Annotated in this window: 16 protein-coding genes; 7 read left to right on the forward strand and 9 right to left on the reverse strand. The window is 58.7% G+C overall.

Annotation, left to right across the window (positions count from 1 at the left end):
* The first annotated feature begins 454 nt into the window (after positions 1-454).
* Genes paaX through ABLV30_RS19900 form a run of 3 tightly spaced genes read left to right on the forward strand, consistent with a single transcriptional unit; the run spans position 455 to position 2,405 of the window.
* The gene (gene paaX / locus ABLV30_RS19890; RefSeq protein ID WP_221842370.1) at positions 455-1,381 is read left to right on the forward strand and encodes a phenylacetic acid degradation operon negative regulatory protein PaaX; all 927 of its coding nucleotides are present in this window, start codon (positions 455-457) and stop codon (positions 1,379-1,381) included.
* 9 nt (positions 1,382-1,390) lie between these two features.
* Positions 1,391-1,987 (forward strand): phenylacetic acid degradation protein PaaY, encoded by a 597-nt coding sequence (paaY, locus tag ABLV30_RS19895; protein ID WP_014838356.1) that lies wholly within the window; start codon positions 1,391-1,393, stop codon positions 1,985-1,987.
* A gap of 7 nt (positions 1,988-1,994) precedes the next feature.
* A complete protein-coding gene (locus ABLV30_RS19900; RefSeq protein WP_086544292.1) occupies positions 1,995-2,405 on the forward strand; it encodes a GFA family protein in 411 nt (136 codons plus the stop codon).
* Between the two features lie 37 nt (positions 2,406-2,442).
* Here the strand turns inward: ABLV30_RS19900 and azoR are convergent, their stop codons facing one another.
* Entirely contained in the window at positions 2,443-3,048 is a 606-nt protein-coding gene (gene azoR, locus ABLV30_RS19905; RefSeq protein WP_014229193.1) for an FMN-dependent NADH-azoreductase, read from the reverse strand.
* A gap of 204 nt (positions 3,049-3,252) precedes the next feature.
* Between azoR and hrpA the strand changes: the two genes are divergently transcribed.
* Positions 3,253-7,155 (forward strand): ATP-dependent RNA helicase HrpA, encoded by a 3,903-nt coding sequence (gene hrpA, locus ABLV30_RS19910; protein ID WP_048263579.1) that lies wholly within the window; start codon positions 3,253-3,255, stop codon positions 7,153-7,155.
* 48 nt (positions 7,156-7,203) lie between these two features.
* Here the strand turns inward: hrpA and ABLV30_RS19915 are convergent, their stop codons facing one another.
* From ABLV30_RS19915 to ABLV30_RS19940, 6 genes are all read right to left on the reverse strand, one after another.
* On the reverse strand, positions 7,204-7,863 hold the full coding sequence (locus tag ABLV30_RS19915) for an O-methyltransferase (RefSeq protein WP_048263580.1): 660 nt from the start codon (positions 7,861-7,863) through the stop codon (positions 7,204-7,206).
* Between the two features lie 15 nt (positions 7,864-7,878).
* Positions 7,879-9,258 carry an efflux transporter outer membrane subunit gene (locus ABLV30_RS19920; protein WP_025107915.1) on the reverse strand — a complete coding sequence of 460 codons (1,380 nt, stop codon included), beginning with the start codon at positions 9,256-9,258 and terminating at the stop codon, positions 7,879-7,881.
* Entirely contained in the window at positions 9,255-10,340 is a 1,086-nt protein-coding gene (locus tag ABLV30_RS19925; protein WP_348865647.1) for an HlyD family secretion protein, read from the reverse strand. Before ABLV30_RS19925 ends, ABLV30_RS19920 begins: the two co-directional genes overlap by 4 nt.
* Before the next feature lie 22 nt (positions 10,341-10,362).
* A complete protein-coding gene (locus ABLV30_RS19930; protein WP_014229198.1) occupies positions 10,363-12,015 on the reverse strand; it encodes an MFS transporter in 1,653 nt (550 codons plus the stop codon).
* Entirely contained in the window at positions 12,015-12,446 is a 432-nt protein-coding gene (locus ABLV30_RS19935) for a MarR family transcriptional regulator (RefSeq protein ID WP_014229199.1), read from the reverse strand. The genes ABLV30_RS19930 and ABLV30_RS19935 overlap by 1 nt, the downstream gene beginning before the upstream one ends.
* Before the next feature lie 175 nt (positions 12,447-12,621).
* A complete protein-coding gene (locus tag ABLV30_RS19940; protein WP_014229200.1) occupies positions 12,622-13,896 on the reverse strand; it encodes a Glu/Leu/Phe/Val dehydrogenase in 1,275 nt (424 codons plus the stop codon).
* Positions 13,897-14,307: 411 nt separating this feature from the next.
* On the opposite strand from ABLV30_RS19940, the gene ABLV30_RS19945 reads away from it, so the two are divergent.
* The gene (locus ABLV30_RS19945; RefSeq protein ID WP_049084345.1) at positions 14,308-15,099 is read left to right on the forward strand and encodes a YdcF family protein; all 792 of its coding nucleotides are present in this window, start codon (positions 14,308-14,310) and stop codon (positions 15,097-15,099) included.
* A 271-nt stretch (positions 15,100-15,370) separates the two neighbouring features.
* Positions 15,371-16,810, forward strand: coding sequence for an aldehyde dehydrogenase (aldA, locus tag ABLV30_RS19950; protein WP_032719013.1), 1,440 nt, complete (start codon positions 15,371-15,373; stop codon positions 16,808-16,810).
* Between the two features lie 165 nt (positions 16,811-16,975).
* Here aldA and gap read toward each other — a convergent pair whose 3' ends face one another.
* Together gap and ABLV30_RS19960 are read right to left on the reverse strand one after the other, a co-directional pair.
* On the reverse strand, positions 16,976-17,974 hold the full coding sequence (gap, locus tag ABLV30_RS19955; protein ID WP_004850532.1) for a type I glyceraldehyde-3-phosphate dehydrogenase: 999 nt from the start codon (positions 17,972-17,974) through the stop codon (positions 16,976-16,978).
* 255 nt (positions 17,975-18,229) lie between these two features.
* The gene (locus ABLV30_RS19960) at positions 18,230-18,724 is read right to left on the reverse strand and encodes a GNAT family N-acetyltransferase (protein ID WP_014838362.1); all 495 of its coding nucleotides are present in this window, start codon (positions 18,722-18,724) and stop codon (positions 18,230-18,232) included.
* A gap of 89 nt (positions 18,725-18,813) precedes the next feature.
* Here ABLV30_RS19960 and ABLV30_RS19965 point away from each other — a divergent pair, with 89 nt between their 5' ends.
* The gene (locus tag ABLV30_RS19965; RefSeq protein WP_348865650.1) at positions 18,814-19,737 is read left to right on the forward strand and encodes a LysR family transcriptional regulator; all 924 of its coding nucleotides are present in this window, start codon (positions 18,814-18,816) and stop codon (positions 19,735-19,737) included.
* Positions 19,738-19,825: the final 88 nt, after the last annotated feature.

Consider the following 19,825-nt stretch of genomic DNA (forward strand, 5'->3'; position numbering starts at 1 on the left):
GGTAAGGCGTTTACGCCGCGACCCGGGGAGTGTGCCGGGGCTGATGTATCAGCTCTGCCTCTTCCCGGCTCGCGCTGCGCTTAGCCGGGCTACGAATTCACCGCCGTCTGCGGGGCGGTAGCCCGGGTAAGGCGTTTACGCCGCGACCCGGGGAGTGTGCCGGGGCTGATGTATCAGCTCAGCTTCTTCCCGGCTCGCGCTGCGCTTAGCCGGGCTACAAATTCACCGTCGTCTGCGGGCCGGTAGCCCGGGTAAGGCGTTTACGCCGCGACCCGGGGAGTGTGCCGGGGTTCATGTATCAGCTCTGCCTGTTCCCGGCTCGCGCTGCGCTTAGCCGGGCTACGTATTCACCGTCGTCTGCGGGCCGGTCGCCCGGACAGGTGCGCCAGCACCGCCTCCGGGATTTCCTGTGCTATGATTCAAAAAGGACAAAAATCACAACAGAATGAATCAGATGAGTAAACTCGACACCTTTATTCAACAGTCCGTCGCCGCGATGCCCATTAGCGGGACCTCGCTTATTGCTTCTTTATACGGCGACGCCTTGCTCCAGCGCGGCGGAGAGGTCTGGCTCGGCAGCGTGGCGGCGCTGCTGGAAGGGCTCGGATTCGGCGAACGATTCGTGCGTACCGCGCTGTTCCGCCTGAATAAAGAAGAGTGGCTCGATGTGGTGCGCATTGGCCGCCGCAGCTTCTACCGCCTCAGCGACAAAGGCCTGCGCCTGACCCGCCGGGCGGAGCATAAAATCTATCGCGCCAGCGCCCCGGAGTGGGACGGTACCTGGCTACTGCTGCTGTCGGAAGGGCTGGAGAAGAGCACTCTGGCGGAAGTCAAAAAACAGCTGCTGTGGCAGGGATTTGGCGCGCTGGCGCCGAGCCTGCTGGCTTCGCCATCGCAGAAGCTGGCGGACGTGCAATCTCTGCTGCACGAAGCGGGCGTAGCGGAAAACGTTATCTGCTTCGAAGCGCATTCCCCGCTGGCGCTCTCCCGGGCGGCGCTGCGCGCTCGCGTTGAAGAGTGCTGGCATCTTACCGAGCAGAACGCAATGTATGAAGCGTTTATCACCCTGTTTCGACCGCTGCTGCCGCTGCTTCGCGACTGCGAGCCCGCGGAGCTGACGCCTGAACGCTGCTTTCAAATTCAGCTCCTGCTGATTCACTTCTATCGCCGGGTGGTGCTGAAAGATCCGCTGCTGCCCGAAGAACTGCTCCCCGCGCACTGGGCCGGACAAACCGCGCGCCAGCTGTGCATCAATATTTATCAACGCGTTGCGCCCGGCGCGCTGGCGTTTGTCGGCGAGAAGGGCGAAAGCTCGGTGGGGGAACTTCCCGCGCCGGGGCCGCTCTATTTCCAGCGCTTCGGCGGGCTGTCGGGCGTATAAGGAGGCACCATGCCCATTTATCAGATTGACGGTATGACGCCGGTTGTACCGGACGAAAGCTATGTTCATCCCACCGCCGTGCTGATTGGCGACGTGATCCTCGGCAAAGGGGTCTACGTCGGCCCTAACGCCAGCCTGCGCGGCGATTTTGGCCGTATCGTGGTGAAAGATGGCGCTAACATCCAGGATAACTGCGTGATGCACGGCTTTCCCGGCCAGGATACGGTGGTGGAAGAAGAGGGACATATCGGCCACGGCGCGATTCTGCACGGCTGCACCATCGGCCGCAACGCGCTGGTGGGGATGAGCGCGGTGATTATTGACGGGGCCAGGATTGGGGAAAACAGCATCGTCGGCGCTTCGGCCTTTGTGAAAGCCAACGCCGAAATGCCCGCCAACCATCTGATTGTCGGCAGTCCGGCAAAAGCCATTCGTACATTAAGTGAACAGGAGCTGGCCTGGAAGAAGCAGGGGACGCGGGAGTATCAGGTGCTGGTGGAGCGCTGCAAACAGACGCTGCATCAAGTGGAACCGCTCAAAGAAGCAGAGTCGGACAGAAAGCGGCTGATCTTTGACGAGAATTTGCGGCCGAAATCATCATCCTGAGGGGAAAATCATGGCAGAGAAATTATCCGCTCAGTGCCACTGCGGCGCGGTGGCGTTTACCGTTGAGCTTAGCGATGGCTTCAACACCGTTCGCCGCTGTAACTGTTCATATTGCCGGATGCGTGGGGCGGTTGCGGTCTCCGCGCCGCTTTCAGGAATAGAGGTGGTGCGCGGACGGGATAAGCTCACGGAGTATCGTTTTAATACCGGTCAAGCCGTGCACTTTTTCTGCTCGGTATGCGGGATCTACACCTTTCATCAGCGGCGTTCAAACCCGCAGCAGTACGGCGTGAATGTGGCCTGCATTGACGGCGTGTCGCCCTTCGATTTTCCCTGCGTGGAGGTCAACGACGGCGTGAATCATCCGAAAGATGGCGGCGGTGGCGTGGTGGGGTATTTGCGCTACGAGGAAAAATGAAACTCTCCTCCCGCCGGGAAGCGGGAGGAGTCAACTCTTACGCGGCTACAACGCTGTCGATAGCGGCTTTCGCATCAGACTGCGCTTTCGCTGCGACTTCCGGGCCGTAGGCGATGCCTTCAGCAAACACGAAGTTCACATCGGTAATGCCGATAAAGCCGAGGAAGGTGGAGAGGTAAGGGGTCACCAGATCGGTCGGGGTATCTTTATGGATACCGCCGCGGCTGGTGACGACAACCGCACGTTTACCTTTCACCAGACCTTCCGGCCCTTTCTCGGTGTAGCGGAAGGTCACGCCAGCGCGCGCCACCAGGTCGAAGTAGTTTTTCAGCTGGGTCGGGATGTTGAAGTTGTACATCGGCGCCGCGATAACAATCACATCGTTCGCCTGCAGTTCAGCGATCAGTTCGTCAGAAAGCGCCAGCGCTTCCTGCTGACGCGGCGTCAGCGGCGCGTCGCTCGGACGCAGAGCGCCAACCAGCTCACCGTCCAGTACCGGAATTGGGTTTGCAGCCAGGTCGCGCACGGTGATAACGTCTTCCGCGTGCTTTTCACGCCATTGTTCAACAAAATAGTCGGACAGCTGACCAGATTGCGAGTACCCTGCCAGAATACTGGATTTCAGAACTAATACTTTGCTCATGGGTGTTTCCTTTTTTAATGTGATTGACGGGCCGATGCCCTGGTGCTTGTTGACACTCTATTCACAATCATGCCACAGAGAAAGCGCAATAAATCGAACTCTGTATTCAGTTTTTTTGAACAAGGCACGAAATGCGCGGATGTGGTACTCTAACGCAATACTTCAAAAGAGATTTTTCCCGGCAGTGCGCTGCCCGATAACGCTATGACAGAACAACAAAAAATAACCTTCTCATCGCTCTTTGAACGGCTTGATGGCCTGATGCTGCGCGATAAGTCGCGCTTCGCCCGTCGCCTGCACGGCGTGAAGAAGGTTAAAAATCCTGATGCCCAACAGGCCATTCTTCAGGAGATGGCGCAAGAAATTGAACAGGCGGCAGGGAGAGTCCTGCTGCGCGAAGCCGCGCGGCCGGCGATCGCTTATCCGGAAAACCTGCCGGTTAGCCAGAAAAAACAGGAGATTCTCGAAGCCGTTCGCGATCACCAGGTGGTGATTGTGGCGGGGGAAACCGGGTCGGGGAAAACCACCCAGCTGCCAAAAATTTGTATGGAGCTGGGTCGCGGCGTTAAAGGCTTAATTGGCCATACGCAGCCGCGTCGCCTGGCCGCGCGTACCGTCGCCAACCGTATCGCCGAAGAGCTGCAAACGGAGCCCGGCGGCTGCATCGGCTATAAAGTTCGCTTTAGCGACCACGTCAGCGATAACACCATGGTTAAGCTGATGACCGACGGTATTCTGCTGGCGGAAATCCAGCAGGACCGGCTGCTGATGCAGTATGACACCATCATTATCGATGAAGCGCACGAACGCAGCCTCAATATCGACTTCCTGCTCGGTTATTTGCGGGAACTGCTGCCCCGTCGCCCGGATCTGAAAATTATTATCACCTCGGCGACCATCGATCCGGAACGCTTCTCGCGCCACTTTAACAACGCCCCGATTATCGAAGTGTCCGGGCGCACTTACCCGGTAGAAGTGCGCTATCGACCCATCGTTGAAGACGCCGACGACACCGAGCGCGATCAGCTGCAGGCGATTTTCGACGCCGTTGATGAGCTCGGGCGTGAAAGCCCCGGCGATATCCTCATTTTTATGAGCGGCGAGCGCGAAATTCGCGATACCGCCGATGCGCTCAATAAGCTGAATCTGCGCCATACCGAAGTGCTGCCGCTGTATGCGCGACTGTCCAACAGCGAACAGAATCGCGTGTTCCAGGCCCACAGCGGGCGGCGGATAGTGCTGGCCACCAACGTCGCGGAAACCTCGCTGACCGTGCCGGGCATCAAGTACGTTATCGATCCAGGCACCGCGCGTATCAGCCGCTACAGCTTCCGGACCAAAGTACAGCGCCTGCCGATTGAGCCGGTTTCCCAGGCGTCGGCTAACCAGCGTAAGGGCCGCTGCGGCCGCGTCTCCGAAGGGATCTGTATTCGTCTTTATTCTGAAGACGACTTCCTGTCGCGTCCGGAGTTTACCGACCCGGAGATTCTGCGCACCAACCTGGCGTCGGTTATTCTGCAAATGACCGCGCTCGGGCTCGGCGATATTGCCGCGTTCCCGTTCGTTGAAGCGCCGGACAAACGCAATATTCAGGACGGCGTGCGCCTGCTGGAAGAGCTGGGAGCGATTACTACTGACGAACAGCAGACCGCCTATAAGCTGACGCCGATGGGCCGCCAGCTGAGCCAGCTACCGGTGGACCCGCGTCTGGCGCGCATGGTGCTGGAAGCGCAAAAACACGGCTGCGTGCGCGAGGCGATGATTATCACCTCGGCGCTCTCTATTCAGGATCCGCGCGAGCGGCCAATGGACAAGCAGCAGGCGTCCGACGAGAAACACCGCCGCTTCCACGACAAAGAGTCCGACTTCCTGGCGTTCGTCAACCTGTGGAACTACCTGGGCGAGCAGCAAAAAGCGCTCTCCTCGAACCAGTTCCGCCGCCAGTGCCGGGTCGATTTTCTCAACTACCTGCGCGTGCGCGAGTGGCAGGATATCTACACCCAGCTGCGTCAGGTGGTCAAAGAGCTCGGCCTGCCGGTCAATAGCGAGCCGGCGGAGTATCGCGAAATTCACACCGCGCTGCTGACCGGTCTGCTGTCGCACATCGGTATGAAAGACGCCGACAAGCAGGAGTTTACCGGCGCGCGCAACGCCCGCTTCTCCATCTTCCCCGGATCGGGGCTGTTTAAAAAGCCGCCGAAATGGACGATGGTCGCCGAACTGGTGGAAACCAGCCGCCTGTGGGGGCGCATCGCCGCGCGCATTGAGCCGGAGTGGGTCGAGCCGGTGGCGCAGCATCTGATCAAACGCTCGTACAGCGAACCCCACTGGGAGCGCGGGCAGGGCGCGGTGATGGCGACGGAGAAGGTGACCGTTTACGGCCTGCCGATTGTCGCTGCCCGCAAGGTCAACTACAGCCAGATTGACCCGGCGCTGTGCCGCGAACTGTTTATCCGCCACGCGCTGGTGGAGGGCGACTGGCAGACTCGCCACGCTTTCTTCCGCGAAAACCTGAAGCTGCGCAACGAAATTGAAGAGCTGGAGCATAAATCGCGCCGTCGCGACATTCTCGTCGATGACGAAACGCTGTTTGAGTTCTACGACCAGCGCATCAGCCATGACGTCATCTCCGCGCGCCACTTTGATAAATGGTGGAAGCAGGCCAGCCGCGAGACGCCGGATCTGCTCAACTTTGAAAAGAGCATGCTGATTAAGGAAGGCGCGGAGCAGGTCAGCAAGCTCGACTATCCGAACTTCTGGCATCAGGGCAACCTCAAGCTGCGTCTGACCTATCAGTTCGAGCCGGGCGCCGACGCCGACGGCGTGACGGTGCATATTCCGCTGCCGCTGCTCAACCAGGTGGAAGAGGCCGGGTTTGAGTGGCAGATCCCGGGGCTGCGCCGGGAGCTGGTTATCGCCCTGATTAAATCGCTGCCGAAGCCGGTGCGCCGCAATTTTGTCCCGGCGCCAAACTACGCGGAAGCATTTCTCGGTCGCGCGACGCCGCTGGAGCTGCCGCTGTTGGATTCACTGGAGCGCGAGCTGCGGCGGATGACCGGCGTGACTATCGACCGCGAGGCCTGGCAATGGGATCAGGTGCCCGATCACCTGAAAATCACTTTCCGGGTGGTGGACGAGAAAAACAAGAAGCTGCAGGAAGGGCGTTCGCTGCAGGATCTGAAAGATGCGCTGAAAGGTAAGGTGCAGGAGACGCTGTCCGCGGTCGCCGATGACGGTATCGAGCAGAGCGGGCTGCATATCTGGAGCTTTGGCCGGCTTCCGGAGAGCTACGAGCAGAAGCGCGGCAACTACAAAGTTAAGGCCTGGCCGGCGCTGGTGGACGAACGCGACAGCGTGGCCATCAAGCTGTTTGATAATCCGCTGGAGCAGCAGCAGGAGATGTGGCGCGGCCTGCGCCGCCTGCTGCTGCTGAATATCCCGTCGCCGATAAAGTATCTGCACGAAAAGCTGCCGAATAAAGCCAAGCTGGGGCTCTATTTCAACCCCTACGGTAAAGTGCTGGATCTGATCGATGACTGCATCGCCTGCGGCGTGGATAAGCTGATTGACGAAGCGGGCGGCCCGGTATGGAGCGAAGAGGGCTTTACCGCGCTGCATGAAAAGGTGCGCGCCGAGCTGAACGAGACGGTTGTGGACATTGCCAAACAGGTCGAACAGATCCTGACCGCGGTCTTTAACGTCAACAAACGCCTGAAAGGGCGCGTGGATATGACCATGGCGCTGGGGCTGTCGGATATCAAATCGCAGATGAGCGGGTTGGTGTATCGCGGTTTCGTCACCGGTAACGGCTTCCGCCGCCTTGGAGACACGCTGCGCTATCTGCAGGCGATTGAAAAACGGCTGGAGAAAATGGCCATCGATCCGCACCGCGACCGCGCGCAGATGCTTAAAGTGGAGAGCATCCAGCAGGCGTGGCAGCAGTGGCTGAATAAGCTGCCGCCTCAGCGCCGTCAGGATGACGACGTGCAGGAGATCCGCTGGATGATTGAAGAGCTGCGCGTCAGCCTGTTCGCCCAGCAGCTCGGCACGCCGTATCCGATTTCCGACAAGCGGGTACTGCAGGCAATGGAGCAGATTACGGCCTAGGCCGAAGCTTTCCCCGGTGGCGCAGGCTGCCGGGGAGGGCGGATAGCGTCAGGCGTTCACCCACGCGAGGGTGAACCCATCCCAGCCTTTGCTGCCCACGGTTTGCAGGGCCGTGACCGTCAGTCGCGGGTCGCTGCCCATCATGTCGATAAACGCTCTGACGCCCTGCACCCGCTCATCCGCGCTCTCCGGATTCGTCACTTCGCCATCGCGCACCACGTTATCGCCCACAATCACTGTCCCCGGACGGGAATAGCGTAACGCCCAGCGCAGATAGTGGGGATTATTGGGCTTATCCGCATCGATAAAAATGAGATCGAACGGCGGGCGCTCTCCCAGCGTTTCGAGGCTGGTCAGCGCCGGACCTTCCAGCACCGCAACGCGATCGTCCACGCCCGCCAGGCGCAGGTTCTCGCGGGCGACGGCGGCATGGTGCGCGTCGGCCTCCAGGGTAAGTAATTCGCCATCGGCGGGCAATTCTCTGGCCATCCAGATGGTGCTGTAGCCGCCGAGCGTGCCAATCTCGAGGATGCGTCTGGCGCCCGTCATGCGCACCAGCAGGGCCAGAAACTGCCCCTGATTAGCGGCAACGTCGATAGCCGGAAGCCCGGCGCGCTGGTTATTCTCCAGAACCTGGCTGAGTAGCGGATCGGTGGGGATTAACGCTGTCACGAGATAATTATCTACTGCCGACCACTGTTGTTGCATGTCAGGTTTCCCGTATTACATCCCTGATGAATCAGACCAGCCGCCTCCCAGCGACCGGTACAAATCAACTTGCGCCAGCAGCAGGTTGTTTTTCACCTGTACCACGCTGAGCTGGGTGGAAAACAGCGTGCGCTGGGCGTCCAGCACGTCCAGATAGGAAGAGTAGCCGTTGCGATAGCGGTTTTGCGCGATGCGCAGCGTCTCCTGGGCCACCTTCTCCTGCGCCTGCAGCTCCGCCAGCTGCTCGCCGTAGCGGCCGATGGCATCGAGACTGTCATTCACCTCTTTAAACGCGCCGCGTACCGTTTTCTCATAGCTAAACAGCGCCTGATTGCGCTGGGCCATCGAAACGTCCACCTGGGCATTCAGCGCCTGGCGGTTGAGCAGCGGCGCCAGAATGCTGCCGCCGAGGCTCCATAAGCGTAGCGGATTATCCAGCAGGTCGGGCAGGGTGCGATCCTGCAGGCTGCCGGTGGCGGTAAGGTTAATGGACGGCAGCAGCTGCGCCTGCGATGACGCCAGGGTGGCGTCGGCGGCCACCAGCTGACGCTGGGCCTGAACGATATCCGGTCGGCGGTTGAGCAGGGTTGACGGCAGCTGGGAAGGTAGCGATAGCGGCGACAGCTGCGCGAACGCGTTGCGCTTAACGGCGTCCGGATTGGCGCCGAGCAGAAGGCTGAGCGCATTTTCCTGCTGGGCGATTTGGTGGCGCAGCGGCGGAATTTGCGCGCGCGTGGAGCGCAGTTCGGAGTCCGCCTGCATCAGCTCCAGGCGTGAGGTATAGCCCGTCTCAAACTGGCGCTTCGCCAGGTTGAAGGCATCTTCGCGCGATTTTAACGTTTGCTGCGTCACCCGCAGCTGTTCATCCAGCGAGAGCAGGGTGATATAGCCGGCCGCTACCGAAGAGGCGACGGTCAGATTCGCCGCTGCGGCAGCCGCCTTTTGCGCCTCCAGGCTGGCTTGCGCCGCGCTGGCGGCGCTGCGGTTTACTCCCCAGAGATCAACATCGTAGCTGGCGGTTAGCGCGCCTTTATACACCGTACTGTGGACCGGCAGGCCGGTAGCGGCCGACTGTGACCGCGCGCGGGTGCCGGTCAATCCGGCGTCAAGGGAGGGAAACAGGCTGCTATCGGCGGCGTAAGCCCGCGCCTGGTACTCGTTGACCCGTTCGCGGGCTATCAGCACGTCGCTGTTGTAGCGCAGCGCCTGGTCAACGTAGAGATTGAGCGTACTGTCGTGGAAGTTGCGCCACCACACGCCCTCAACCGGGCTGGAGGGGCCGACATCCGCCCGCCAGGCGGCGGGGATCTGCAGCCCGGGCGCGGCCCGTTGAACGTCGGCGGACTGGCAGCCGGCCAGCGCAAGCATAACGGCGAGAGCGAGCGGACGGATCATTGCTGCTCCTCCGCGCGGGTATCGATGGTGACCTGCACCGACATGCCCGGCCGCAGGCGCCGGCCGTTTTTCTGCCCCTCATCAACGGCGATGCGTACCGGAATGCGCTGGGCGATTTTGACAAAGTTACCGGTGGCGTTATCCGGCGAAATAGCACTGAACTCCACGCCGGTCGCCGGGGAGATGCTCTGCACCGTACCGGTGAATTTCTCGCTGTTCAGCGCATCCACGGTAAAGGTCACCGGCTGTCCGACGCGCACCTGGGCCAACTGGGTCTCTTTCAGGTTAGCGATCAGCCAGTGCTGCGGCGGCACCAGCGAGGTCAAATGCGTCCCGGCGGTCACGTATGCGCCAAGGCGAACGGAGATTTGCCCAAGCTGACCGTCCGTCGGCGCGATAATACGGGTGTTTTGCAGGTCTATCTGCGCCAGCTCCAGCGCGGCTTTCGCATTGGCGACGTCGGCGAGCAGCGAGTCACGATTAACGATGGTTGATTGCAAATCCTGGCGCGACATCTCCAGCGTTGCTTTGGCCTGCTCGATATCCGCGGTGCCCTGCGCCGCGCTGGCGCGGGCGGAATCGCGTTCGCGAATCGATAACGAGCCGTCGGCGGTCAGCTCCTGAACGCGTTTTAAATCCGCCTGGGTTTTCAGATTCTGCGCGCGGGCGTTTTGCAGCGCCGCTTCGTTACGGGTGATGACCGCTTCGGCGCTTTTACGCTGCTGCTGATTGTTCTTCAGCGCCGCCTCTTTCATCGCCAGCTGAGCTTCCGCCTGATGGACGCGCTGCTTATAGATGCGGTCGTCGATTTGAAACAGCACGTCGCCGGCTTTCACCTGATTAAAATCCTGGACCTTAACCTCGGTGATATAACCGTTGACCTGCGGGCTGATAAACGTAGTTTGCCCGCGAACGTAGGCGTTATCGGTAAACTGGCTTTCTCGGGTAAACGGCGGCAGCTGCCAGGCGTAGAGAATAACCAGTACGCCAACGATGCCAATGGCGGCGGCGGTAAAAATAGAGACGATGCGAATATTATTTCGGGTATTGGCCTGCTGTTTGGCCGCATCCTGCTGACTCATAATAACTCCAGAGTGAAAATTTTTATTTGCTTCCCGTCGCGCGCTTCAGCGCGATACGAGCGGTAATACGTAATCTTATTAAGCGCCAGAAAACCCATACCAGCGTGGCGGCTGAAATCGCCGCCGTCAGCAGATAGGTATCATTGTAAGCGAGAATATTGGCCTGCAGGGTGGCGGCGTTTTGCAGCAGCGTGGTGGCCTGAACGTTGAGCAACGTGCTGTCGCCAATCTGGCTTTGATACATCTGGCTGTACTGCTGCAAACGCTCGGTAATCAGCGGATTGAGCGTGGTGAGCTGGTCGGCGAGCTGGCTGGAGTGAAACTTCTCCCGCCAGGTCTGAAAGGTGCCGAGAATAGCGGAACCCAGCAGGCCGCCGATATTCTGGCTCATGCCGAACAGCACCGAGAAGCTCACCAGGTTGCGCTGGTCGGCAATGACGCCGCCAATCCCCGCCAGCATCGCCGGGGCGAGGAAAAAGGCGCTGCCGAAGCCCAGCAGAAACTGGCTGAACATCAGCTGCTCCGGTCGCGTGAGGATCGTCGACTGGCTGTCGAGCAGCGAGGCAACCATAATCAACGCCAGCGCCGTGGCGGTGGGCCAGTAGAGGCGCTGCGGGTTGAGCGTCAGGCAGCTGGCGACGATGCCGCAGACGATCCCGGCGAAAATCGACCATGCCAGGTTGGTCATCTGTTCATTCTGCAAACCGACGTACTGCAGCCAGCCGATAACGCCGGTATTCTGCTCCGCCAGCACGATGCGGATCAGCAGCATAATCAGCCCGAGGCGCAGAATACTGCCGCTGGAGAGCCATTTGATATTGAGCAGCGGGTTGCTGCGGTTATGCTCAAAGGCAATCGCGGAGACAATCAGCACCACCGCGCCCGCCAGCGCCCAGCCGATCCACGGCGCTTCAAACCACCAGTCCAGCCGTCCCAGCGACAGCACCGCGGTGACCAGCGCCATCCCCGGCGCCAGCAGGAAGAAGGTGATGAAGTCTTTCTTCTCAAACACCTTTTTACGATCGCTTGGCGGCAGCTTGAGGGCAATCACGCAGGCCAGCGACACCAGCGCCAGCCCCAGCTCAAAGAAGTACAGCCCGCGCCACTCGTCGATTTGCAGCAGCTCGGTTGAGAACAGGCGCGCCAGCGGGATCGCCAGGGATGAACCGGTGATGCCGATGGTCAGCGCTTTGAGCCGATGGCGGGCGGGCCAGGCCTGCACCTGATAATAAATCCCCAGCGAGCTTAGCGCTGCGGCCACCATGCCGTGGGCGGCGCGCACCATCAGCGCTGAACTGAGGTCGTTGACGAACAGGTGGAAAAAGGTCACCAGCACGTAGAGAACGAGAAAACCCTCGGTAAAAGCGCGCAGGCCGAACTGCTGGCGAAACTTCACCAGCAGCAGGTTGATGGAGACGTTGGTCATCACGTAGACCGCCGGGAGCCAGGCAATCTCGGTTGACCAGGCGGCAAAGGTACCCTGTAACAGCTGAAGATTGGCGGTCACCACCGCGTTGCCGAGCGCGCCCGTCAGGCAGACCAGCAGCCCGACGATCCCGTAGGCAATACGTTTTGGCGTACTGTGGATGGGGGTCGACGGCGAGCCGAGGATCGCCGGTTTTTCGTGCGGGGCCCAGTCGTGAGGAACATAGGGATTAGCGTGACGACGCGGCATTATTTTTTCTCAACCTCGCGCAGCAGCTTCTCCAGTACCCGTTGCGTCTGCCGCTGCTCTTCGGGGGTAATGGCGGTAAGGATCTCCTCCCGCAAATCATCGGCCACCGTTTTCACCTGCTGATACACCTCAAGGCCTTTGGCGGTAGCGATCAGCAGTCGTTTACGCTTGTCGCGTTCGGTTTTCACCCGCTCGACCAGACCGAGATCGACCAGCCGGTTGAGCAGCGGTACGAGGGTTGCGCTTTCGACGCCGAGCTCCTGGGCCAGCTCGCTTTGCGATAGCGGCTTTTCGTTGCGCGCGATGGCGGAAACGGCGACCCAGCTGGCCTGGCTCATGCCGAGGTCCTTGAGCCGACGGTTGACCGCCAGGCGCCAGTGGTGGGCGGTCAGATATAAAAGATGGGAAAAGTTAAGCTGTCGGTTATCCATAGGTCAGTCTGCAATATCGTTAGAGCTCTAATGATTTTTGCCTGACCAGAACGAGAATTCAAGCCTGATTGATAAAAACAGGTTAACGGTATGTGCGTTTATTGTGGAAGAAGCTTTGGGAGGGGGGAAGAGAGTTCTGGTCTCAGCCCGGTATTAACCGGGCTGAGAAGGGAGATTATCCCGGATAAATACCGCGATCTTTACGCGCCATCAGAATTCGCTCACAGGCCACGATATAGGCGGCGGTACGTAAAGAGCACGCTTTTTCCACCGCTTTTTCGTAAACGTGAACGATCGCATCGGTCATGATACGGTCCATTTTGGCGTTGATCTCTTCTTCGCTCCAGAAGAAGCTGGCCATATCCTGCACCCATTCGAAGTAGCTCACGGTGACGCCGCCGGCATTACAAATAACGTCCGGCACCACCACGATGCCGCGCTCGGCCAGCACGTCGTCCGCTTCCGGATAGGTCGGGCCGTTAGCGCCTTCAAGCACCAGTTTGCAGCTGAGGGTTTCCGCGCGCTCGCGCGTAATCTGACCTTCCAGCGCCGCCGGGATCAGAATATCCATCGGCGTCGTCCAGAACGCTTCTTTGTCAATTTCGCGGGCGCCCGGGAAGCCGGCAATTTGCTTGTTCTCCGCCTGCCATGCGGTCAGCGCGGCCATATCAATGCCGCCCTCGTTATACAGCGTGGCGGTGTGGTCCTGAATCACCACAATCCGCGCGCCGACGCCCGCGAACAGGCGGGCCGCTTCGCTGCCCACGTTACCAAAACCCTGCAGCGCGACTTTGGCACCCTCGATTTCGATACCGCTGCGGCGAGCCACTTCACGACCGGTGACGAATACGCCGCGGCCGGTGGCTTTTTCACGGCCCAGCGAACCGCCGAGGTGAATAGGCTTGCCGGTGACCACGCCGGTGATGGTGGTGCCGTGGTTCATGGAGTAAGTATCCATCATCCAGGCCATCACTTTACCGTTGGTACCAACGTCCGGCGCCGGAATATCTTTTTGCGGCCCGATGATAATGCCGATCTCGCTGGTATAACGACGGGTCAAACGTTCCAGTTCACCCTCTGATAGTGAGAACGGGTCGACGCGGATACCGCCCTTGGCGCCGCCGTAGGGAATATTGACTGCCGCACACTTGATGGTCATCCAGGCTGAAAGCGCCATCACTTCATTCAAATCGACATCCGGATGGTAGCGCACGCCGCCTTTACCCGGTCCACGCGAGAGGTTGTGCTGGACGCGGTAGCCTTCGAAGTGGCGGATAGTGCCATCATCCATTTGTACCGGAATATCAACGATCAGCGCGCGTTTCGGATGGCGCAGGGTTTCGATCCAGTAGGCGAGATCGCCGAGATAGGGCGCAACGCGATCGATTTGACGCAGGTAGGTGGTCCATGGAGATGTACTACTTTCAGAAGCGTAAGATAACTTTTCCATAAGAGTCCTGTTTCGCAGTGATAATTATTTTGTTAACCGTGGAAAGGTACAGCTATAAACTCTGTAACGAGAATGTTATCACCAATTTAATGGGACGGTATTTGGCAAAAATGCAGAATATGCTGTCGTTGCGGCTGGGGTTCGGCTTTTTATGAATAAAAAAACGGAAAACAAGGTCATCAATGGATGAATATGCACCTTTGTGCATTAAAGCCGTAGTTGTGACCCTTTATCTCTATTTATCAGAATCTTGACCCTCTTCAAAAAGTGAATAAAACGCTATGTATATGTGTTGACTTTGTTGCATAACGGGCGTGGGTGTTCTGTTCGCACTTTATTACCCCAAAGTACGCTGTACCGTCTAAGATGGTGGCCGATAATGTCAGGCTAAGAACGCTAAAAGGAGAGAACATGTCAGAGCATTTTCCATCGCTGCCGGAGGCGGTACTGGCCGCGGCGAACCAGCTGGGGGCCTGGCTGGCGCAGGATGATTTACCGCAGGATCCGCAAATAGAGCTGGTGGTGCTGGCAGGCAATGCGGTGATCCCGACCATTGATTTCGCCTGCCGGCTGGCAGCGCATCACGCCGTTCCTCTGCTGATCAGCGGCGGTATCGGCCACTCCACCTCGTTTTTATACCAGTCGGTGTTGAATGACCCGCGCTACAGCACCATTCCGGTAGACGATCGCGCTGAGGCGCATATTCTGGCCGACATTGCCCATCAGTTCTGGGCTATTCCGCGCGAGCACATCGTGGTGGAGGATCGTTCCACCAACTGCGGCGAGAACGCGCGCTTTACCCGGCAGATGCTGGAGCACAACGGCATTGCGCACCGTACGGGCGTGGTGGTTCAGGATCCGACCATGCAGCGGCGAACGATGGCGACATTTGCCCGCGTCTGGCAAGACGACCCGCGTGCGCCGACGTGGTACAGCGCGCCGGGCTGTTCACCGGTGTTGTGTAACGGGCGTGACGGCGTCACGTTCAGCGGGGAAGAGGCGGGTCTGTGGCCGGTGGGGCGCTATCTGGCGCTAATCCTCGGTGAACTGCCGCGGCTGGCGGATAACCCGCAGGGCTACGGCCCCCTGGGTAAGGGATTTATCGCTCATGTGGATATTCCGCCGCACATCGCTCAGGCGTGGCAGACGCTGCGCGACGACCGCCTGCTCTCCGATGCGCTAAGCGCGCGTCAGCTGGCTTAGGGAATGGCGCGGCATGCCATGATAGCCAGCCCGCATTTCCCCTTCGAACGCAGGACCTATTAGCCGGTAACTCTCATCCTGCCCGTTTGCGTTAGCGATATCGCAAACGGGCATCATCTGTTATTGAATTGTGATTTTTTACGCCCCGGATTGCTCCGTTTTTATGAAATATCTCACAAAAACAAGCGCTCATGCTGTCCCTTTGCCTGGTGGGCGATAATTTTTAACATCTAGTTCACCTGTTAAAAACAATAATCCTGAGGAGCAGACCATGACAGCACCCGTTCAACACCCTATGTATATTGACGGCCAGTTTGAACCCGGCCGCGGTGATGCATGGATTGATGTGATCAATCCGGCGACGGAAGCGCTGATTTCGCGTATTCCCGACGGCAGCGCGGAAGATGCCCGGCGCGCGATTCTGGCCGCTGAGCGCGCGCAGCCGGGCTGGGAAGCCCTGCCGGCGATTGAACGAGCGGGGTGGCTGCGCAAAATCGCTGCCGGTATCCGCGAGCGGGCCGAGGAGATCGCCGCGCTGATCGTCGCCGAGGGCGGAAAAATACAGCAGCTGGCCGCGGTGGAGGTCTCCTTTACCGCCGATTATCTGGATTATATGGCCGAATGGGCGCGCCGTTATGAAGGTGAAATTGTACAGAGCGACCGGCCGGGGGAAAATATTCTGGTATTCAAGCGCGCGCTGGGCGTGACCACCGGCATTCTGCCGTGGAATTTTCCATTCTTCCTGATTGCCCGCAAGCTGGCGCCGGCGCTCATTACCGGTAATACCATCGTGATTAAACCGAGTGAATTTACGCCGAATAACGCCATCGCTTTTGCGCAAATCGTCCATGATATCGGCCTGCCGAAAGGGGTCTTTAACCTGGTGCTGGGGCGCGGCGAAACCGTGGGCCAGGAGCTGGCGAGCAATCCGAAAGTGGCGATGGTCAGCATGACCGGCAGCGTCGCCGCGGGCGAGAAGATTATGGCCGCGGCGGCGAAAAACATCACCAAAGTGTGTCTGGAGCTGGGCGGTAAAGCGCCCGCTATCGTGATGGACGATGCGGATCTTGAGCTGGCGGTTAAGGCAGTGGTGGATTCTCGCGTAATTAATAGCGGGCAGGTGTGTAACTGCGTTGAGCGCGTATATGTGCAAAAGGGCATTTACGATCGCTTCGTTAACCGTCTGGGCGAAGCGCTGAAGGCGGTGCAGTTTGGCGATCCGGCGTCACGCGACGATATCGCAATGGGACCGTTGATTAACGCCGCCGCGCTGGAGCGCGTGGAGCAGAAGGTGGCGAAAGCGGTGGCCCAGGGCGCGCGCGTCGTCCTGGGTGGGAAAGCGGTGACGGGTAAGGGCTATTTCTATCCGCCGACGCTGCTGCTGGACGTGCGCCAGGAGATGGATATCGTGCATGAAGAGACGTTCGGCCCGGTGCTGCCGGTGGTGGCGTTTGATACCCTTGAAGAGGCGCTGGCGATGGCCAACGATAGCGATTACGGGCTGACGTCGTCAATCTATACCCGCGATTTGAACGTCGCGATGAAGGCGATCAAAGGGTTGAAGTTTGGTGAAACCTATATTAACCGCGAGAACTTCGAAGCGATGCAGGGTTTCCATGCTGGATGGCGTAAATCGGGCATCGGCGGCGCCGACGGGCGTCATGGTCTGAATGAGTATCTGCAAACCCAGGTGGTCTATCTGCAGGCCTGAGTCAGCAGAGAACCGGTGGGCTTCCCGGAGACGATGCTGCGCATCTGTCCGGGCTACCCAGCCCGCAGACCGCCTCCCGGGTCGCGGCTGACGCCTTACCCGGGCTACCCAAACGCAGGCCGCACGTACCTGTAGCCTGGGCAAGGCGTCAGCCGCCCCCGGGATTTATTTGGCGAACTTATCCAGTACGCGGATAAGCTGGGTAACGAAGCCATACTCGTTATCGTACCAGGAGACGGTTTTCACCAGCTGGAGATCGCCAACCTCGGCAATCTCCAGCTGCGTGGCGTCATAAATGGAACCGAAATGGCTGCCAATCACGTCCGACGAGACGATCTCCTCTTCGGTGTAACCGAATGATTCGTTGTTCGTCGCCGCGTTTTTCATCGCCTGATTGACTTCTTCGGCGGAGACCTTTTTCTCCAGCACCGACACCAGCTCAGTCACCGACCCGGTTTTCGTCGGCACGCGCTGGGCGTGGCCCTTCAGCTTGCCGCTAAGCGCTGGAATAACCAGCCCGATGGCTTTCGCCGCCCCGGTTGTATGCGGAATGATATTTTCCGCCGCCGCGCGGGAAGCGCGTAGATCTTTGCCGCGCGGGCCGTCAACCAGCGATTGCGTACCGGTATAGGCGTGAATGGTGGTCATGGTTCCCACCTTAATACCAAAGGCGTCATTCAGCACTTTCGCCATCGGCGCCAGGCAGTTGGTGGTGCAGGAGGCCACGGAAATAATCGTATCGTTTGCCTCCAGCGTGTCGTCGTTAACGTTATAGACAATGGTTTTCATATCGCCAGCGGGCGCGGAGATAAGCACTTTTTTAGCGCCGGCGGTCAGATGAGCTTGCGCTTTTTCCGCGGAGGTATAAAAACCCGTACACTCGACAATCAGCTCGGCACCGACCGCTTTCCACGGAATATGCTGAGCCTCTTTTTCGGCATAAACGGTAATTTTTTTGCCGTCAACGATAAGCGCATCTTCAGTAAAATCGACGCTCCACGGGAATGGTCCGTAGTTAGAATCATGCTTAAGCAGGTAGGCCAGTACCTTGGGGGAGGTGAGGTCGTTGATGGCGACGACCTCTAAAGGACTATTAACCTCCAGTAATCGGCGCAGTACTAAACGTCCAATACGCCCAAATCCATTAATCCCGAGTTTACTCATGAAGAATCTCCAGGTCAGTTGAACTGTCAGGTGAAAACTTCTCCAGGCTTAGTTCAGCTGGCGGAATAGGGCAACCAACGATTTTTCCGGCGCCGTTAAATGCTGATAAAAACGCGTACGGAAAAGTGAATAAATTCGGCGGGTTGTGGGCGGGGCGTTAAGGGTTAATAATTTTTTGTTTCAGCTTTATACGCCGCGGGCATATTGGCAAGGGGTTGAAAAGATGGGCCCGGGAAGGGCCCGCCGGGTGGCCGATTATTCGGCGTTCCCGCCCCGTTCAGCAAAAGCGGCAAGCGCGGCGCCGTCAAGGCGATAGCGAACCCACTCACTTTGCGCAACGGCGCCAATGCTCAGATAAAAATCAATGGCCGGCTGGTTCCAGTCGAGCACGCTCCACTCCAGGCGACCGCACTCTCTTTTTACCGCCAGCTGAGCGATGGTTCGCAATAGCGCTTTTCCAGCGCCGCGACCGCGAAATTCGGGAGTGACGTACAGATCTTCCATATAGATGCCGTTTCGACCGAGCCAGGTGGAATAGCTGGTGAAGAACACCGCGTACCCGGCAACCTTATTGTCAATCTCGCAGATTAGCGCTTCCGTTTTGCTGTCGCTGGCGAAAAGCGATGCCTGGATTTCATCTACCGTGGTGACCACCTGCTCCGGCGCTTTTTCATAAACCGCAAGCTCGTAAATCATGTCATAAATTGCTTTTGCGTCCGCCGGGCGGGCCTGACGAATGGTCATATTCATTGGAGTACCTGTTGTGCCATCGTGAGTTTGATACCGCCAAGCATAAACGTTAAGGTTAGAAGAATTAAGTGCAATGAAATCACCCAATGATGAATATTATGCATCCTGCGCTTCGCCGTCTTGATTTGAATCTGCTGCCGGTATTTGAGGCGGTCTACCGCTATCGTTCGGTGCGCCTGGCGGCGGAAGAGCTGGCGATGAGCACATCAGCGTTAAGCCACGCGCTATCCAGACTGCGCGCCGCGCTCAACGACCCGCTTTTCTATCGCGAAGGTCATCGTATGTGCCCCAGCGTATACGCCACCCAGCTCGCGCCTTCCATCGCTTCGGCGCTCAAGTTTTTAGATCAGGAGCTTACTCCGCAGCCGAAGTTTGTTGCCTCAGCCAGTACCGACTGCCTACAGATAGCGATCACGGACTTCACCGCGCAGTGCGTTTTCCCGACGCTGATGCCCAGGCTACAGCAACAGGCGCCAGGCCTGCGTTTCGAACTGCGCTATCTGCCGCACTGCCCGGCGCTGACGGAACTGCTGGCCGGCGAGGTGGATTTAGCGCTGGGATTTAGCGCGCTGGATGAAGCAGAGCATCCGGAGCTGGATGAGATTTGCTGGCTGAAAGATGATTATGTTGCGATAAGCAGCGCCAGGCGATCCCGGCTCACGCTGACGGACTACCTGGCAGCACAGCATCTGGTAGTCACCCCGTGGAATGAAAGCCAGGGCGTTCTCGACGTGCAGCTTGCGAAAATGGGCTTCTCGCGGCATATCACCATCAAAACCCCCTCTATGCTGAGCGCGCCAGCTATTATTGCGCAAAGTGAACTGCTTATGGCGATACCGCGCTCTGCCGCGGCAAAAATGACTGACGCGGCGACGCTGAAGGTCTTTGAATTACCGTTTGAGGTTCCGCCGTTTGAAGTGAAAATCTATTCCCACAAGCGGAGCGGGCAGCGCGGCGCGAGCCAGTGGCTGAAAGAGAGGCTGAGGGAGTGGGCCGCGACGGAACGAACCTGATGTCTCGTTTGACGAGTCAGCGAAATATGCTTAACTCATGAGACAACAAATGTGAATCGTCTGTTAACAGCCTGATGCGCGCTTCAGT

The sequence above is a fragment of the Klebsiella sp. CN_Kp113 genome (assembly GCF_040064585.1).
Classification (GTDB): domain Bacteria; phylum Pseudomonadota; class Gammaproteobacteria; order Enterobacterales; family Enterobacteriaceae; genus Klebsiella; species Klebsiella michiganensis.

Bases quoted from the DNA above. Each gene is read 5' to 3' on its own strand.
- paaX (WP_221842370.1), top strand. From the start codon at position 455: ATGAGTAAACTCGACACCTTTATTCAACAGTCCGTCGCCGCGATGCCC.
- paaY (WP_014838356.1), top strand. From the start codon at position 1,391: ATGCCCATTTATCAGATTGACGGTATGACGCCGGTTGTACCGGACGAA.
- azoR (WP_014229193.1), bottom strand. From the start codon at position 3,048: ATGAGCAAAGTATTAGTTCTGAAATCCAGTATTCTGGCAGGGTACTCG.
- hrpA (WP_048263579.1), top strand. From the start codon at position 3,253: ATGACAGAACAACAAAAAATAACCTTCTCATCGCTCTTTGAACGGCTT.
- ABLV30_RS19915 (WP_048263580.1), bottom strand. From the start codon at position 7,863: ATGCAACAACAGTGGTCGGCAGTAGATAATTATCTCGTGACAGCGTTA.
- ABLV30_RS19920 (WP_025107915.1), bottom strand. From the start codon at position 9,258: ATGATCCGTCCGCTCGCTCTCGCCGTTATGCTTGCGCTGGCCGGCTGC.
- ABLV30_RS19925 (WP_348865647.1), bottom strand. From the start codon at position 10,340: ATGAGTCAGCAGGATGCGGCCAAACAGCAGGCCAATACCCGAAATAAT.
- ABLV30_RS19930 (WP_014229198.1), bottom strand. From the start codon at position 12,015: ATGCCGCGTCGTCACGCTAATCCCTATGTTCCTCACGACTGGGCCCCG.
- ABLV30_RS19935 (WP_014229199.1), bottom strand. From the start codon at position 12,446: ATGGATAACCGACAGCTTAACTTTTCCCATCTTTTATATCTGACCGCC.
- ABLV30_RS19940 (WP_014229200.1), bottom strand. From the start codon at position 13,896: ATGGAAAAGTTATCTTACGCTTCTGAAAGTAGTACATCTCCATGGACC.
- ABLV30_RS19945 (WP_049084345.1), top strand. From the start codon at position 14,308: ATGTCAGAGCATTTTCCATCGCTGCCGGAGGCGGTACTGGCCGCGGCG.
- aldA (WP_032719013.1), top strand. From the start codon at position 15,371: ATGACAGCACCCGTTCAACACCCTATGTATATTGACGGCCAGTTTGAA.
- gap (WP_004850532.1), bottom strand. From the start codon at position 17,974: ATGAGTAAACTCGGGATTAATGGATTTGGGCGTATTGGACGTTTAGTA.
- ABLV30_RS19960 (WP_014838362.1), bottom strand. From the start codon at position 18,724: ATGAATATGACCATTCGTCAGGCCCGCCCGGCGGACGCAAAAGCAATT.
- ABLV30_RS19965 (WP_348865650.1), top strand. From the start codon at position 18,814: ATGAATATTATGCATCCTGCGCTTCGCCGTCTTGATTTGAATCTGCTG.